Raw genomic sequence first — 15,631 nt, 5'->3', positions numbered from 1 at the left:
CAGAGATTCAATGGGTAAGAATACAAAAAATGGAAGGACACTAAATTGCGTCCTCAAGTAAATTCAGATCTCTGCCACGTGTTTCAGGTGCAAAAAATGTTGTAATAAAACCGATACCCGCCATCACAGCAAAATAACAGGCAATAGGCCACCAATGCCCACTGAAAGATAATAAAGCCGCGGCAACCAACGGCGCAGCTCCACCGGACAACATAGCGCCTAATTCTTTTGCAAGGGCCATTTTGGAATAACGGTTAGTTATCCCAAATAGTTCAACTCCCCAGGCGGCCTGCACACCAAAGATACCGAGTGAAGCCAATCCCATACCTACAACAATAGTCAGAATAACAATAATAGGTTCACGGCTTTCCAAAAACATAAAAGCAGGAAATGCGTAACAAACAAGTAATAGACAAAACCAACGATAAGTAATACGGCGACCAAAACGATCTGAAAAATAGCCCGCCAATGGAATGATCAGAAAACCCAATATTGATGCGATAAGCACAGCAATCGTTGGAATAAATTTGTCCATCATCAGCACATTAGCGACGTAACCGATAATGAACCCTTGCACCAAATATGACGGGCCATTTTCACCAATACGCAAGCCAACCATAAGCCAGAATGCTCTGGTTCGTTGCCAGAAATAACGAGAACTATCGGTTGTCTGATACTTTTCTCTCTCAGCCAATGTTTGTTCGCGCTGTTCTGTCATCATCGCTTTATAACGTTCAAAGACGGGTGTTTCACTCATGTAACGACGAATGAATAAGGCCATTATCGCTATCAAAAAACTGCACAGAAATGGGATACGCCAACCCCAATCCAGTAAACTCTCTTTATCCATCATCAATACCAGCAGCCAAACAAGTGATGCCAGTAATGTTCCACCATTAGAGCCAAGAGCAATAATAGATGAAACTAAACCACGTTGTGCTGGCGGTGCAAACTCACCCAATATAACAGTACCACCGGATAACGCCGCTCCTGCCCCTAATCCCTGTATAAATCGCAGCGTCACCAAACAAATCGGTGCCCAAATGCCAATAAGAGCGTAACCAGGGATAAGCCCGATAAGTGTGGTTGATATCCCCATAAGCGTCACTGTCATTAACATGACAAATTTGCGTCCTTTGCGATCGCCTAACCAACCAAATATAAGTGCCCCAATGGGACGGGCAATAAATCCGACAGAGTAAGTAGCAAAACTTGCCAATAAAGCTATCGTTGGTGCTGTTTCAGGAAAGAAAACGTCAGCAAAAATGATACCCGCGGCTAAACCGTAAAGTGCGAAATCGGCATATTCCATTGTCGTACCTAGCCAACAGGAGAAAATGGCTCGCCAAAACCCTCTTCGCCCTTCCGGTGTAGCCAAACATGTTTCAGAAGCGTGCTGTATCGGTGTTATAACTGGCACCGTATTTTCATACGGCATATCAATATATTCCCTGAGTGTCAGAACAGTAAGTTTTTAATTCCAACGTAACAAATGTAACAATACTATTTTTATTCATGATTTATTTTCATATACAGACATATCTACTCGCGTAGACTGTTAAAATAAAATAAGTCAACAATTAGGTTGCAGTCAGAACTATCATAGAAAATTTAACTGTTGTAATTAATAAATTTTAAAATAGATTATCAAAAATTATATTGCTATTAATATAATGGAATTGTATTCATTGATATGATTGAAAAAAACGACAAGAAAGCACCGTGACCATCTAAAAAATAATAAAAAAATCCAAGCAATAAATATAATAATAGAAAAAGAAAATTAAGTGATAGTTTTTTGATAATAGATAGAGAAATATTTACATGAAAAAACTATTTCCTTTTGTTTGACTTTTTATATTAAAAAAACAGCATCCTGATGGATGCTGTTTTCAATTGATTACTTAAATGAATATCAAACTTGATACATTCTTTGCAAATAACGCGAAACCGCATCATCGGCATTAGAACCTATCACTTCCATATCCGGCAAAATGTCTTTTAGGCGCTGATGGGCGCCCTGCATAATGCAACCTTTACCCGCGACGCTCAGCATTTCCAGATCATTCATTCCATCACCAAAAGCAATACAGTCACTTAATTGATACCCGATGGATTGACAGACCTGTGCCAATGCTTCCCCTTTGGATACGCCTCCTGACATGACTTCCAGACAATTTCTTAGAGAGAAACTCACGTTGACTTTATCTCCCCAACGCGCTTCAATCCTCTCTTCCAGTTGAATCAAATAGTCATGATCTTCACTGGTATAATAGACCTTGCACACACCATTAACAGGAAAATCCTCACGTTGGAAACGCTGAAAATGGAAATCTGACACCTTAAAAAATTCAGTCTGTTCCGAGCTTTCACGATTAATCCACCATTCATCATTATTATAGTAGTTGGTCAAAACATTCGGATTATCAAACTCCAGCAAACATAAATCACGGGCAATTTCCGGTGCCAGATTATGACTAAATACCAGTTCTCCCTGTGCATTATGCACTCTCGCCCCATTTGATGTGATCATGTAAGCATTAATACCCAATCCATCGCGGATCTGCCCTACATCAATGTGATGACGCCCTGTCGCAAAAATAAAATAAATCCCTTTATCTGTCAGAAGATTCAAAATTTTCTTAGTATACGGCGTTAATACGTGATCGGGAGATAACAGTGTGCCATCTAAGTCTGAAGCAACAACATAGTACATGGTTCAAATTCCTAAGCGATACCCGCATCTTTCTTGAAATCTATTGGGTATAAATCAGTGTTGATCAAAAAAATCACAAATCGCATTAAGGGCCTGCGCCCGTAATACATCTTTTTCGAACAGGATTTCATGGTGTGCCCCTTGGATAACCAGAGGATTGTGTTCTTCTTTTCCCGCTCCGGCTTTTTGACGCGCTTCGCAAAAAGCCAATAACTCCCGATTACTCACTACCTTATCTTCACTAGCTTTTAAAACAATAAGTGGTGTCTGAATTTTTCCTGCCTTTTCAATTAAGTTATCTCCCATTCGCATGCTTTCACGCATCCAACGGTAAGTCGGCCCTCCAAGGCGCAATTCAGGATAATCAACATAATAGCGTAAATATCGCTGATAACGTGCATAGCTATGGGTTAACAGGTTGACAAAATAGGGTAATGGCCGCCAATGCCCTGTTGATATCGCATATCTGTTACGTCTTTTAGGGTAAGGTTCTGTTTGGTTGACCAGGAAATTCGCCAACCAACGAGGCATTGGTAAGTTAATACCAAACATGGGAGCACACAGTGCCACAGCGCGGAATATTGATTCTTGGCGTAATAGAAGAGAACTCAGTATAGCCCCGCCCATTGAGTGAGCGAGTGCATAACAGCGATGCGATTGCAGTGGAACGATTTCTAATTCGATGAATTTTGCTAAATCATCCACATAGTGTTCAAATGCTTCAACATGTCCTTTTTGAGGATCTGTCAGCATTCTGCCTGAAAGCCCCTGACCACGATGATCAATAATAAAGATGTTGTAGCCCAGATGGTAAAAATCGTAAGCCACTTCCGAATATTTCACATAGCTTTCACTACGACCAGGGGATATTACCAATGTCTTATCATGCTGGGGCGAACAGAAAGAAACATAACAGATAGGAATATTATCAACGCCTATAAATTCCCGTTCGTTTCTGGTATTCCAAAAATCCAGCAATAATCCATTTGTAAACGCAGAGAACTGAGGTTCGCGGTTTAACCAGCTTGCTTTCAATATCTCAGGCGGCATTTATCATCCTCTATATCCGTCATCTTTCCCGTTATTTCTTTATTTGTTGACTATGGTTGACTGCTGTTATTCAAATCCTTCGAAATGCTCACGGATCAATGTCATAAAAACATCACCAAAACGTTCCAGTTTACGCTGCCCAACCCCGTTAATAAGCAAAAGTTCATTGGGCGTTATTGGGCACTGTTCTGCCATTTCAATCAGCGTTACGTCATTGAAAACGACAAAAGGCGGAATATTGTTCTCATCAGCAATGGATTTACGCAATTTCCGCAACTTAGCGAACAACTTACGATCATAGTTTCCACTGTATGATTTGTTTTGCTGATTTCTGCTTTTCAAACTTTGGATCCGAGGCACGGCAAGTTGCAAAGGCACTTCGCCACGCAAAACAGGCCGCGCCGCCTCCATCAATTGTAATGCAGAATAATTGGCAATATTTTGGTTGATTAACCCCAGATGGATCAACTGACGCAGGATGCTCATCCAGTGTTCCTGACTATGCTCTTTACCAATACCGTAAACGGGCAATTTATCATGCCCTAACTCCCTGATACGTTGATTATTAGCACCGCGCAACACTTCTACAATATAGCCGATACCAAATCGTTGTCCAACGCGATAGATACAGGACAAGGCTTTCTGTGCATCGACTAAACCATCATAACGTTTCGGTGGATCAAGGCAGATATCACAGTTACCACAAGCAGTTTGCTGGCTTTCGCCAAAATAATTGAGTAATACCAATCGTCGGCAGGTTTGCGCTTCCGCAAACGCTCCCATAGCATTGAGTTTATGCCGCTCAATATCCTGCTGTTCACCTGTAGGTTTTTCTTCCAGACAACGGCGTAGCCATGCCATATCCGCCGGGTCGTAGAACAGTACTGCTTCAGCAGGCAGACCATCCCGCCCTGCACGCCCCGTTTCCTGATAGTAAGATTCAATGTTACGGGGAATATCAAAATGCACGACAAAACGTACGTTGGGTTTGTTGATTCCCATACCAAACGCCACTGTCGCAACAACTACCTGCAAATCATCCCGCTGGAAAGCATCTTGCACCCAGGCACGCTGGTTGATCTCCAGCCCCGCATGATAAGGAGCGACACTCAACCCCCGTTTTTGCAGTCGCTCTGAGGTCTCTTCCACTTTGTTCCTGCTGTTGCAGTAAATAATCCCACTCTTTCCTTGCTGGCTACGAACAAATGACCAGAGTTGATCAAGAGGTTTATATTTTTCAACCAATGTATAGCGAATGTTAGGACGATCAAAACTGCTGATATGAATAATGGGATCACGCAACTCCAACAAGCGAACAATATCTTGTCGGGTGGTTTTATCTGCTGTGGCTGTCAGTGCAATAACAGGAAGATGAGGCAAGCGCCTGCGCAGTTGTCCAAGCGCACGATATTCTGGCCGAAAATCATGTCCCCACTGAGAAATACAATGTGCTTCATCAACTGCCAGCAAAGCCGGATGCCAGTCATGTAAATGATCGAGAAAGTTATCAGTTACCATCCGTTCCGGTGCAATATAGAGCAGTTTGATACTTCCCTGACGGCAACGCCGGATAATATCGAATTGTTGCTCACGACTTTGAGTCGAGTTTAAGCACTCCGCTTCTATGCCATTTGTTCTCAATTGATCAACCTGATCTTTCATCAATGAGATCAATGGAGAAACGACCAGTGTTAACCCATTTTTGACCAAAGCAGGGATCTGATAACACAACGATTTACCGCCACCTGTCGGCATAATAACCAGACAATCACGGTCATCAAGAACGGCGTCTATTATCTGCTGCTGTCCGGGACGAAATTGCTGATATCCGAATGTTTTTCGTAATATTTGTTCAGCCAGCGATGCCGTGCTGATGACTTCTGCGGTAGACACGCCTTTCCTCAATTATTGAAATTATTTATTCAAAGCTATTTATTTAAACAAATTACATCTAGAAGCTATTACAGTATATCTCATTCAGCATGGCACCGATGCCAAATCGAGTCTGCCTGGAGTTATAATCAATCATCGACTCGTCCTGTCCACTGAATACTTGTGTATAAACGCGAACATGTTTCGACTTCGGGTCAACCCTGTTCCTGCCATCATAACCATTGCTTGTTTATTACTGAGACATTCTAAACACGAAACGAGCATTTTTTATAGCAACTTTTTCTTTATGAAATTGTTTTTTCGAAGCGCTTCTCAGACTGGCAAGCTGGAAAATAAAAGCATAAACTTAACAAGTTATTAACCAAAAATAACTATCTAATATCAGTGAATTTATTTTTTTAATTCTCAGGAAATCCAATATGGAAACGATACAGCAACCAACCCAACCTTTAACACAAGAAGAGGCTCGTAAGTTTATAGGTGAGGTGTTTGTTTATCATATGCCATTCAACCAATTGTTGGGGCTTGAATTGGTTCGTTTTGAAAAAGACTATGCAGAACTTCAATTTTTCCATCAAGATAAGCTGGTGGGTAATATAGCCCAAAAAATCCTGCATGGTGGCGCTATAGCTTCAATACTTGATGTTGCTGGTGGCTTAGTCTGTACCGGGAGTGCACTGGCCACGATGAAAGTCATCACGATAGAGGAAATGCAAAAACGTCTGCCTACTATAGGTACTATAGATCTGCGCGTTGATTACCTGCGCCCCGGACGTGGCGAGGTATTTACCGCCAGTAGTCATATCATTCGTGCCGGTAATAAAGTATCAGTCGCCAGAATAGAATTGCACAATGAAAAACAGATACATATCGCCAGTGCAACAGGAACTTATTTGGTTGGATGATGTTTAATATTTTTAACGAGAGGGATGTGATAAAAAACACATTCCTTTTTTGCAAGATAAACCCGCCAATTATTAAACTATAATTGAACCGGAACTATTAATTCCCGCTAATTTCTTGTCAATTTATCACTTTATTTAGTAATAACCACCTGCTGTAAAGAAAATCTCCTTCCTGTGCTGCTTTCTGCTACAATTTCGCTCCTTGATCTTTCATCCTGACATAACCTTCAAAACAGTATGCGATTAAATCCTAGCCAACAACAAGCGGTTGAATTTGTGACAGGGCCTTGTTTGGTTCTGGCGGGTGCAGGCTCTGGTAAGACCAGAGTTATCACCAGTAAAATAGCCCACTTGATCCGTATTTGTGGTTATCAAGCCCGTCATATTGCGGCTGTGACTTTCACCAATAAAGCCGCACGTGAAATGAAAGAGCGCGTAGCCCAAACATTGGGTCGTAAGGAAACTAAGGGATTAATGATCTCAACATTCCATACGTTAGGGCTGGAGATCGTCAAGCGTGAATATAAAGCACTTGGGATGAAGAGTAACTTTTCTCTGTTCGATGATCAGGATCAAATGGCATTGTTGAAAGATCTGACCGCGGATTTATTGGAAGAAGATAAAGATCTCCTACAAAAACTCATCTCAAATATCTCCAACTGGAAGAATGACCTGATGTCACCGGAACAGGCGATGAGACAAGCTCGTTCAGTTCAAGAACATCAGTTTGCAGAGTGCTATCGTCGTTACGATTTACATCTGAACAGTTGTAATGTTCTTGATTTTGATGATCTGATTACTAAACCAACATTGTTGTTAATGCGGGACGAAGAAGTCAGGGAGCGTTGGCAAAACAGAATTCGTTACTTGCTGGTGGATGAATATCAGGATACCAATACCAGTCAGTATCAACTGGTGAAGTTACTGGTAGGTAACCGGGCACGTTTTACCGTTGTCGGTGATGATGACCAGTCAATTTATTCATGGCGCGGTGCTCGTCCGCAAAACCTAATCCTGTTAAAGGAAGATTTCCCACAACTCAATGTGATCAAGCTGGAGCAAAATTATCGTTCATCAGGGAGAATACTGAAATCGGCAAATATCCTGATTGCGAATAATCTTCATGTATTTGAGAAGAAACTTTTTTCTGAGTTGAGTTATGGCGATCCTCTACGTGTGATCGAAGCAAATAATGAAGATCATGAAGCTGAGCGCGTCGTAGGGGAATTGATTGCCCACCACTTTATCAATAAAACCGAGTATAAAGATTACGCTATTTTATACCGTGGTAATCATCAATCCCGTATCTTTGAAAAGATGTTGATGCAAAACCGCATTCCTTACCGCATTTCTGGTGGAACGTCGTTTTTTTCCCGGCCGGAAATTAAGGATTTGCTCTCTTATCTGCGAATAATGACGAATCCTGATGATGACAGTGCATTTTTACGGATCGTCAATACACCACGTCGGGAAATAGGGCCAGTGACGATTCAGAAATTGGGAGAATGGGCAAGGCAGCGTGACAAAAGCTTGTATTATGCCAGTTTCGACCTTGGTTTGGAGCAGAATTTGTCCGGTCGCGGATTGGCTGCTCTACAGCGTTTTACCCACTGGATGGATGAAATTTCCTGTCAGGCAGAACGTGAACCATTGTTGGCCGTAAGGGATTTATTGCACGGTATGGATTATGAAAGTTGGCTGTATGAGAACTCTCCCAGTCCTAAGGCTGCTGAAATGAGGATGAAGAATGTCAATCAGCTTTTCACCTGGATGAGTGAAATGCTTGAAGGTGATGATCTGAATGAACCAATGACACTCTCTCAGGTTGTGGCTCGCTTTACTTTACGGGATATGCTGGAGCGGGGTGAAGAAGATGAAGAATTGGATCAGGTTCAGCTTATGACGTTGCATGCTTCCAAGGGCCTGGAATTTCCTTATGTTTTTCTGGTAGGAATGGAGGAAGGGTTATTACCACATCAAAGCAGTATTAATGAGGATAATATCGAAGAAGAACGGCGTTTGGCTTATGTTGGTATTACCCGTGCGCAACGGGAACTCTTTTTTACCCTTAGTAAAGAACGTCGCCAGTATGGAGAATTGATCCGCCCTGAACCGAGCCGATTTTTGTTAGAGTTGCCACAAGATGATCTGGATTGGCCACAAGGTAAGAGAGCCATCAGTGCAGAAGAACGTATGAAACAGGGGCAATCACGCCTTGCGGATATCAAATCCCGTTTTGGCCTTGGACAAAAAAATGGTGGTAACTACTAAGCGGGTTAATATCCTTACCCCAGTCTCATCACCAGTGAAGTGACTGGGGAGTGCTTTTCCTTCGTTTTTTCTTGTAAGTTAAGAGTTATTAGAATGCATAATTATCCTAAATTGAAATTATTCTGCTCTTTAATAAATTGCTCTTCAATAATTAATGTCCATTGAATATAACTTTGCCACTTAACTTCTTGATGTAATGTTTCGGCACTGAGTGGGTGTTGTGTTTGCCACTGATGGGGAAGAGTAATAGTAAGTATGTCATTTTCTGCCCGCAAACGCAGAGTTGCTAAAGAATCATCTCGCCGACGGCTGGCAAAGATAATAGCAAGGCGCAGTAAACGGCATAATTGCAGCGCCAGTAATGCCGGTAACGCATTTTGTTGACTGAATGATGCCAGGTTGATGGATCCACTTTGATTTTTCAACAATGTCGCTAGTAAGCGTTTTTGAGCTGGAGTATAGCCGGGTAGGTCTAAGTGGCTGATCAGATAAGCAGAATGAGCTGGCCCTTGGCGAAAATCGACACACAAGCCGATTTCATGGAGCAAACAAGCGCTGACTAACAGTTCGCGACATCGCTCATCCAATTCCCACGTTTTAGCGATTTGTTGAAAAAAAGACTCTGCTAGTTGTCTGACTCGCTGTGCCTGTTCAGTATCGACCTGAAAGCGTTGCTGAATATCTTGCAAGGTTCTGGCACGAATGTCTCGCTCGACAGGAAGTTCCAGCATGCCATAAACCAGCCCCTCACGCAGTGCACCTCCTGCCAGAGTCATACTTTCGATACCTAAGGCCTGAAAGATAGCAATCAGGATTGCCAAGCCACTTGGAAAAACCAATGCCCGCTCTAGTGTTAGGCCATCTATTTCCAGCTCTTCCAGCTTTCCGCATTCAATCGCCTTAGATTTAAGCTGTTGCAATTTGGACAGGGTGATGAGTTCATCCATACCTTGGGCAATCATGATCTCCTGAAGAGCCTGCACTGTACCCGATGCTCCGACACAAATCTGCCAGCCTTGTTCCAGAAGTGCTGTGATAACAGGAGTAAGAATATGGTGAGCGGCCATTTCTGCTTTAGCAAAGTTCTCTTCTGTCAGAGTGCGATCATTGAAATAGCGTTCGAGCCAGGTAACACAGCCCATTTCAAGGCTGAATAACTGTGTAGCCTTTGCACCAATACCCGTGACAAGTTCTGTACTACCGCCACCAATATCTACCACGAGACGTTTTTCCGGCCCGCCTGTAGTATGGGCAACACCTTGATAAATCAGTCGAGCTTCTTCTTCACCTTTGATGACTTTAACCGGAGTACCTAATATTTTAGAGGCTTTGCCAACAAATTCATTGGAATTTTCAGCAAGTCGCAATGTTGCTGTAGCGACAACGCGGATCTGTAGAGCAGGGATATCCTGCAAATATTCTGCAAAAAGGCGAAGGCATTGCCATCCCCGCTCCATTGCCTGTTGGGATAAATGGTTATTTTTATCCAACCCAGCGGCCAGCCTGACTTTACGTTTAATGCGGGCGACCACTTGAATACTATCGGATACTCTGCGGACAACCAGCATATGAAAACTGTTTGAGCCTAAATCGATAGCGGCATAGAGCGAAGAACTCAGCATTTTGTTATTCCAGAATTATGTTAATCAGCCTGAACACTACGGTTACGAATTGCGTTTACGATTACGAACAGTATTACCACGGCGCGTCGTATTGGTACGGCGCGGATGTCCTCCTGAACGTGCGCGGTTGCGGCGTTTGGGCACGGGTAAATCTTTCAGTAATGCATCGCTGTTATATTTGCTCACAGGGATCTGATGCTGGATATATTCTTCAATGGCTGGCAGGTTCAGCGCATATTCTTCACAGGCCAGACTGATTGAATGACCGCTTTCGCCGGCACGGCCAGTTCGGCCAATACGATGAACGTAATCTTCACAGTCATCCGGTAAATCATAGTTAAACACGTGTGTTACGGAAGGAATATGCAGCCCACGTGCAGCAACATCGGTGGCGACCAAAATATCCAGATTGCCCAGACTAAATTCTTCCAATATGCGCAAACGTTTTTTCTGTGCTACATCACCGGTCAGCAGACCGACACGATGTCCATCGGCAGCCAGATGAGCCCAGATATCTTCACAGCGGTGTTTGGTATTTGCGAAAATAATGCAGCGGTCGGGCCACTCTTCTTCCAATAAAGTCTGTAACAAACGCATTTTTTCTTCATTAGAAGGATAAAAAAGCTCTTCCTGGATACGGTGCCCGGTTTTCTGCAATGGTTCCACTTCCACATATTCAGGATTGTTCATCTGTTCGAAGGCCAGTTCGCGCACCCGATAAGATAAAGTGGCGGAGAACAACAGATTCATGCGTTCAGTTGCCGCAGGCATCCGACGGAATAACCAACGGATATCCTTGATAAAACCGAGATCGTACATGCGATCGGCCTCGTCCAATACAACAACTTGAATAGCACCAAGATTGATATATCCTTGCTTGGCGTAATCAATAAGACGACCTGTTGTGCCAATGACGATATCAACGCCAGATTCCAGCACCTTTAGCTGTTTATCATAGCCATCTCCACCGTAGGCCAGACCCATTTTTAACCCTGTGACTTCAGCTAGCTCTTCTGCATCAGAGTAGATCTGAACGGCCAGTTCACGGGTCGGAGCCATAATCAACGCTCTTGGTTGATTGGTTTTATGCTCCTTGGCGGGATGAGTCAGTAAATAATGAAAAGTAGACGCCAGAAATGCGAGCGTCTTGCCCGTTCCGGTTTGTGCTTGCCCCGCAACATCTTGGCCTTCGACAGTAAAAGGCAATGTTAGCGCCTGTATCGGTGTACAGTTGGAAAAACCCTTTTTATTAAGGGCTTCAATGACTTTGGGGTGCAATGCGAAGTCGGAAAACTTCTTTTCTGTCAAATGTGTTTTGCTCATAGTGTGGTAGAATATCAGCTAACTATTGCTTTAAGAAAGTGTATCCGCTGAAATAAAGACACCTTATATTGGTTAATGTACACTGATAACGTAAAAGATTTTACTTCGGAGTCCAAATAATGAGTGAAAAGATTGTGAATGCTGGTGTTATTCATTTGGCTGACAGTGACTTTAATGGAGATAAACTGAAATTAGAAGGTGTCGTTTTGGTTGATTTCTGGGCTGAATGGTGTGGCCCTTGTAAAATGGTTGCGCCTATTCTGGATGAAATAGCTGTTGAGTATACAGGTAAACTGACCGTTGCTAAATTGAATGTTGATGATCATACCGAAACTGCGCCGAAATTCGGTATTCGTGGTATTCCGACGATGATTTTGTTCAAAGACGGCGAAAAAGTTGCGGTGAAAGTGGGAGCTTTGTCAAAAACTCAACTGAAAGAATTTTTGGAACCACATTTCTAACTTAGAGTTAGCTCACAGTAATTATGGGCGTTTAGCAGATAAAGTGATTTATCTTATTGACAGCTAGACGTCCGCAACGAAGCATGGTAAGTTAGCTGCCACGTGCTTATATGAAACATGCGTTAGCAAGATTTTCATAATTTATATGAAGAATTGACACCAGGCATGTTACATACTAAACAATCTATAGTGTCTGATAAATCTGTTATCTCTGGATCACCTTGAAATATCTGATAGCATATCGTATTTAGTAGAGTTTCTGAAAGCATATATAGTGAGCCATTCAGTATATAGCTTGGTGCTGAAGACGTCTTTATGCTGAACATCCCGATGATGTTTTCGTACTGGACGTTTTATGTCGAAGTCTTCTTTTACTGAATTTTTTTGCTGAGATAGTGTTTACTAAGACAATATTGTTAAACAGTATTTGCTGAAACATTACTTACACTGAGATAGCTCTTGTATTGAGATTAATCACATTTCGTTATTGTTATCTCGGTTGTGTTTTAACAGTTTGTTAGCCTTATTTTGAAATCAATTAGCGTACTTCAGACTATTGCCTTGTAATATAAATTAATATGTTAAGAGGTTGTATTTGTTTTGGGTACAAATAAACAGGCACCGATAACGCTGCCATACCATTCACGTTCATAGTTCGAGATATACCCCGAGTTAAAGAACCCACCATTATGAATCTTACCGAATTAAAGAATACGCCGGTATCAGAGTTGATCACTCTCGGCGAAAATATGGGGCTGGAAAACCTGGCTCGTATGCGCAAACAAGATATTATCTTCTCTATCCTCAAACAGCATGCGAAGAGTGGAGAAGATATTTTCGGAGATGGTGTGCTGGAGATATTGCAGGATGGATTCGGTTTCCTCCGCTCAGCAGACAGCTCCTACCTTGCAGGTCCCGATGATATCTACGTTTCTCCTAGTCAAATTCGCCGTTTTAATCTCCGTACAGGTGACACTATTTCAGGTAAAATCCGCCCACCAAAAGAAGGTGAACGTTATTTTGCTTTGTTGAAAGTTAATGAAGTTAACTTCGATAAACCTGAAAATGCCCGTAGTAAGATCCTGTTTGAGAACTTGACTCCTCTCCATGCTAACAGCCGGTTACGTATGGAACGTGGTAATGGTTCTACCGAAGATTTGACTGCTCGAGTTCTGGATTTGGCAGCGCCTATTGGTCGTGGTCAGCGTGGTCTGATTGTTGCTCCACCAAAAGCGGGTAAGACCATGTTACTGCAAAACATCGCGGCTAATATTGCCCACAATTATCCAGATTGTGTGTTGATGGTGCTGCTGATCGATGAACGCCCAGAAGAAGTCACCGAAATGCAGCGTCTGGTAAAAGGTGAAGTTATCGCTTCTACTTTTGATGAGCCGGCTTCCCGCCACGTTCAAGTGGCTGAAATGGTGATCGAAAAAGCAAAACGTCTGGTTGAACACAAAAAAGACGTTATTATCCTGTTAGACTCTATAACCCGCCTGGCTCGTGCTTATAACACCGTTGTTCCGGCTTCCGGTAAGGTATTGACTGGTGGTGTGGATGCAAATGCGCTGCATCGTCCAAAACGCTTCTTCGGTGCAGCTCGTAATGTTGAAGAAGGTGGTAGCTTGACCATCATCGCGACAGCTCTGGTTGATACCGGTTCTAAGATGGATGAGGTTATTTACGAAGAATTTAAAGGTACAGGTAACATGGAGTTACACTTGTCCCGTAAGATTGCGGAAAAACGTGTTTTCCCTGCTATCGACTATAATCGCTCCGGTACACGTAAAGAAGAGTTACTCACTGCACAAGACGAATTACAGAAGATGTGGATATTGCGTAAAATTATTCATCCGATGGGTGAAATTGATGCAATGGAATTCCTTATCAACAAGCTGGCTATGACAAAAACAAACGAAGAATTCTTCGACTTTATGAAACGTTCGTAGTCTGTAAACAAAAATTCGCACTCCATAAATAAAAATAGTTAAGCGATCACTTCTTTAAAACGCCACTTTTTGTGGCGTTTTTTATTGATGGTTTAATTTAATCGCAAAGATGGCATGTATTTTGCTTTTCTTTTTTTAGATACGTGTTCCCTGACGGTGCTTCATAGATACTCCGCAAATAATGATTGATCACGATCTATGACTGTCTTTACTAATGTGTAAATTTCTTACATTGTAGGCATCTTTTTGTTGACTAGGTACTTATTGAGTGAGTTTGATATTAAAGGAAATATAAGAGTCAATGAATACTAGATGACCTACTGTTATTTTTGCAGAGAGTTATTATTGTGAATATTCCCAGTATAGCTGCTGAAATCTTATGCGTATTTATATTCTCATTTATATTTTTGTTTGTGGCGCGTAAGTTAGCACAGCGGATCGGTCTTGTTGATAAGCCTAATTATCGTAAATGTCATCATGGAGTAATACCTCTGGTAGGGGGAATATCTATCTTTTTTGGGATTTGTTTTGGTTTTGCTATAACAAAAGAATTTATCCCTCATAAGTGGGTGTACTTATCTTGTGCGGGGGCATTAGTTTTTGTTGGTGCATTGGATGATCGCTTTGATCTTAGTGTAAAAATCCGGGCAACAATCCAAGCTTTAGTAGGTATTAGTATGATGTATTTCTCTGGGCTTAAGTTAGAAAGTTTGGGGGATGCGTTTGGACCATGGGAGATGGTATTAGGCCCATTTAGCTATGTGGTTACACTGTTTGCGGTTTGGGCTGCCATTAATGCTTTTAACATGATGGATGGCATTGATGGTTTATTGGGGGGATTGTCTTGCATCTCTTTCGGTGCATTAGGTATTTTGCTTTATGAAAGCGGCAACACTGCTTTGGCATTTTGGTGCTTTGCATTTATAGCTGGGATATTGCCTTATATTTTTCTCAATCTGGGCCTGCTTGGTAAACGCTTCAAAGTCTTTATGGGGGACGCTGGAAGTACACTAATTGGTTTCACCATCATCTGGCTGTTGACTGAGGTGACTCAAGGGGAAAATCGTTCTATTAACCCTGTGACAGCATTATGGATCATTGCTATCCCATTGATGGATATGGTTGCGATTATGTACCGCCGACTGCGCAAGGGCATGAGTCCATTTTCACCGGATCGTCAGCATATTCATCACCTGATCATGCGCGCAGGTTTTACTTCCCGTCAGGCATTCGTCTTAATTACTGCGGCAGCAGCTTTGCTGGCTGGAGTGGGCATTATAGGTGAACGGTTAAGTTTTGTGCCTGAATGGGTAATGTTGGCATTGTTTTTGCTTGCATTTATATTGTATGGCTATTGCATCAAAAGAGCATGGCGGGTTGCTCGTTTTATCAAACGGTGTAAACGTCGGATGCGTCGGGTTGCAAGCCATCATTAAAAATA

The 15,631-nt window shown here is 42.3% G+C and carries 11 protein-coding genes and 1 pseudogene; 5 read left to right on the top strand and 7 right to left on the bottom strand.

The window, feature by feature from the left end; translation table 11 throughout:
• Positions 1 to 40: 40 nt before the first annotated feature.
• The 5 genes and pseudogenes from Xind_RS04210 to Xind_RS04190 all read right to left on the bottom strand — a co-directional run.
• Entirely contained in the window at positions 41 to 1,438 is a 1,398-nt protein-coding gene (locus tag Xind_RS04210) for an MFS transporter (protein ID WP_187649536.1), read from the bottom strand.
• Between the two features lie 477 nt (positions 1,439 to 1,915).
• Complete coding sequence (gene yigL, locus Xind_RS04205) at positions 1,916 to 2,716, bottom strand: sugar/pyridoxal phosphate phosphatase YigL (RefSeq protein WP_187649535.1); 801 nt, start codon at positions 2,714 to 2,716, stop codon at positions 1,916 to 1,918.
• A 54-nt stretch (positions 2,717 to 2,770) separates the two neighbouring features.
• A complete protein-coding gene (pldB, locus tag Xind_RS04200; RefSeq protein ID WP_047680014.1) occupies positions 2,771 to 3,766 on the bottom strand; it encodes a lysophospholipase L2 in 996 nt (331 codons plus the stop codon).
• Positions 3,767 to 3,832: 66 nt separating this feature from the next.
• Complete coding sequence (gene recQ, locus Xind_RS04195) at positions 3,833 to 5,659, bottom strand: ATP-dependent DNA helicase RecQ (protein WP_047680016.1); 1,827 nt, start codon at positions 5,657 to 5,659, stop codon at positions 3,833 to 3,835.
• Between the two features lie 58 nt (positions 5,660 to 5,717).
• Positions 5,718 to 5,852, bottom strand: a pseudogene (locus Xind_RS04190) (phospholipase A); the annotation flags it as partial.
• Between the two features lie 226 nt (positions 5,853 to 6,078).
• On the opposite strand from Xind_RS04190, the gene Xind_RS04185 reads away from it, so the two are divergent.
• Both Xind_RS04185 and rep read left to right on the top strand, forming a co-directional pair.
• Positions 6,079 to 6,564, top strand: coding sequence for a thioesterase family protein (locus Xind_RS04185; RefSeq protein WP_047680018.1), 486 nt, complete (start codon positions 6,079 to 6,081; stop codon positions 6,562 to 6,564).
• A 237-nt stretch (positions 6,565 to 6,801) separates the two neighbouring features.
• Complete coding sequence (rep, locus tag Xind_RS04180; RefSeq protein ID WP_187649534.1) at positions 6,802 to 8,835, top strand: DNA helicase Rep; 2,034 nt, start codon at positions 6,802 to 6,804, stop codon at positions 8,833 to 8,835.
• Between the two features lie 101 nt (positions 8,836 to 8,936).
• On the opposite strand, the gene gppA is transcribed toward rep, so the two are convergent.
• Positions 8,937 to 10,457: a guanosine-5'-triphosphate,3'-diphosphate diphosphatase gene (gppA, locus tag Xind_RS04175; RefSeq protein ID WP_187649533.1), complete on the bottom strand. Its 1,521-nt coding sequence runs from the start codon at positions 10,455 to 10,457 to the stop codon at positions 8,937 to 8,939.
• Between the two features lie 42 nt (positions 10,458 to 10,499).
• Positions 10,500 to 11,780, bottom strand: a complete 1,281-nt coding sequence (gene rhlB, locus Xind_RS04170) for an ATP-dependent RNA helicase RhlB (RefSeq protein ID WP_047680024.1) — start codon at positions 11,778 to 11,780, stop codon at positions 10,500 to 10,502.
• A 119-nt stretch (positions 11,781 to 11,899) separates the two neighbouring features.
• Here rhlB and trxA point away from each other — a divergent pair, with 119 nt between their 5' ends.
• The 3 genes from trxA (at position 11,900) to wecA (ending at position 15,626) form a co-directional block, all read left to right on the top strand.
• The gene (gene trxA, locus Xind_RS04165) at positions 11,900 to 12,241 is read left to right on the top strand and encodes a thioredoxin TrxA (protein WP_038268524.1); all 342 of its coding nucleotides are present in this window, start codon (positions 11,900 to 11,902) and stop codon (positions 12,239 to 12,241) included.
• A 689-nt stretch (positions 12,242 to 12,930) separates the two neighbouring features.
• A complete protein-coding gene (rho, locus tag Xind_RS04160; RefSeq protein WP_047680026.1) occupies positions 12,931 to 14,190 on the top strand; it encodes a transcription termination factor Rho in 1,260 nt (419 codons plus the stop codon).
• A gap of 347 nt (positions 14,191 to 14,537) precedes the next feature.
• Positions 14,538 to 15,626, top strand: a complete 1,089-nt coding sequence (gene wecA, locus Xind_RS04155; RefSeq protein ID WP_047680028.1) for a UDP-N-acetylglucosamine--undecaprenyl-phosphate N-acetylglucosaminephosphotransferase — start codon at positions 14,538 to 14,540, stop codon at positions 15,624 to 15,626.
• Positions 15,627 to 15,631 lie beyond the last annotated feature (5 nt).

Origin of the sequence: Xenorhabdus indica, assembly GCF_014467235.1 — a bacterium.
Classification (GTDB): domain Bacteria; phylum Pseudomonadota; class Gammaproteobacteria; order Enterobacterales; family Enterobacteriaceae; genus Xenorhabdus; species Xenorhabdus indica.
The sequence above is the reverse complement of the archived record's forward strand: the minus strand, read 5'-3'. Positions and strand labels throughout refer to the sequence as shown.

Bases quoted from the DNA above. Each gene is read 5' to 3' on its own strand.
- rho (WP_047680026.1), top strand. From the start codon at position 12,931: ATGAATCTTACCGAATTAAAGAATACGCCGGTATCAGAGTTGATCACT.
- rhlB (WP_047680024.1), bottom strand. From the start codon at position 11,780: ATGAGCAAAACACATTTGACAGAAAAGAAGTTTTCCGACTTCGCATTG.
- Xind_RS04185 (WP_047680018.1), top strand. From the start codon at position 6,079: ATGGAAACGATACAGCAACCAACCCAACCTTTAACACAAGAAGAGGCT.
- trxA (WP_038268524.1), top strand. From the start codon at position 11,900: ATGAGTGAAAAGATTGTGAATGCTGGTGTTATTCATTTGGCTGACAGT.
- Xind_RS04210 (WP_187649536.1), bottom strand. From the start codon at position 1,438: ATGCCGTATGAAAATACGGTGCCAGTTATAACACCGATACAGCACGCT.
- pldB (WP_047680014.1), bottom strand. From the start codon at position 3,766: ATGCCGCCTGAGATATTGAAAGCAAGCTGGTTAAACCGCGAACCTCAG.
- yigL (WP_187649535.1), bottom strand. From the start codon at position 2,716: ATGTACTATGTTGTTGCTTCAGACTTAGATGGCACACTGTTATCTCCC.
- gppA (WP_187649533.1), bottom strand. From the start codon at position 10,457: ATGCTGAGTTCTTCGCTCTATGCCGCTATCGATTTAGGCTCAAACAGT.
- rep (WP_187649534.1), top strand. From the start codon at position 6,802: ATGCGATTAAATCCTAGCCAACAACAAGCGGTTGAATTTGTGACAGGG.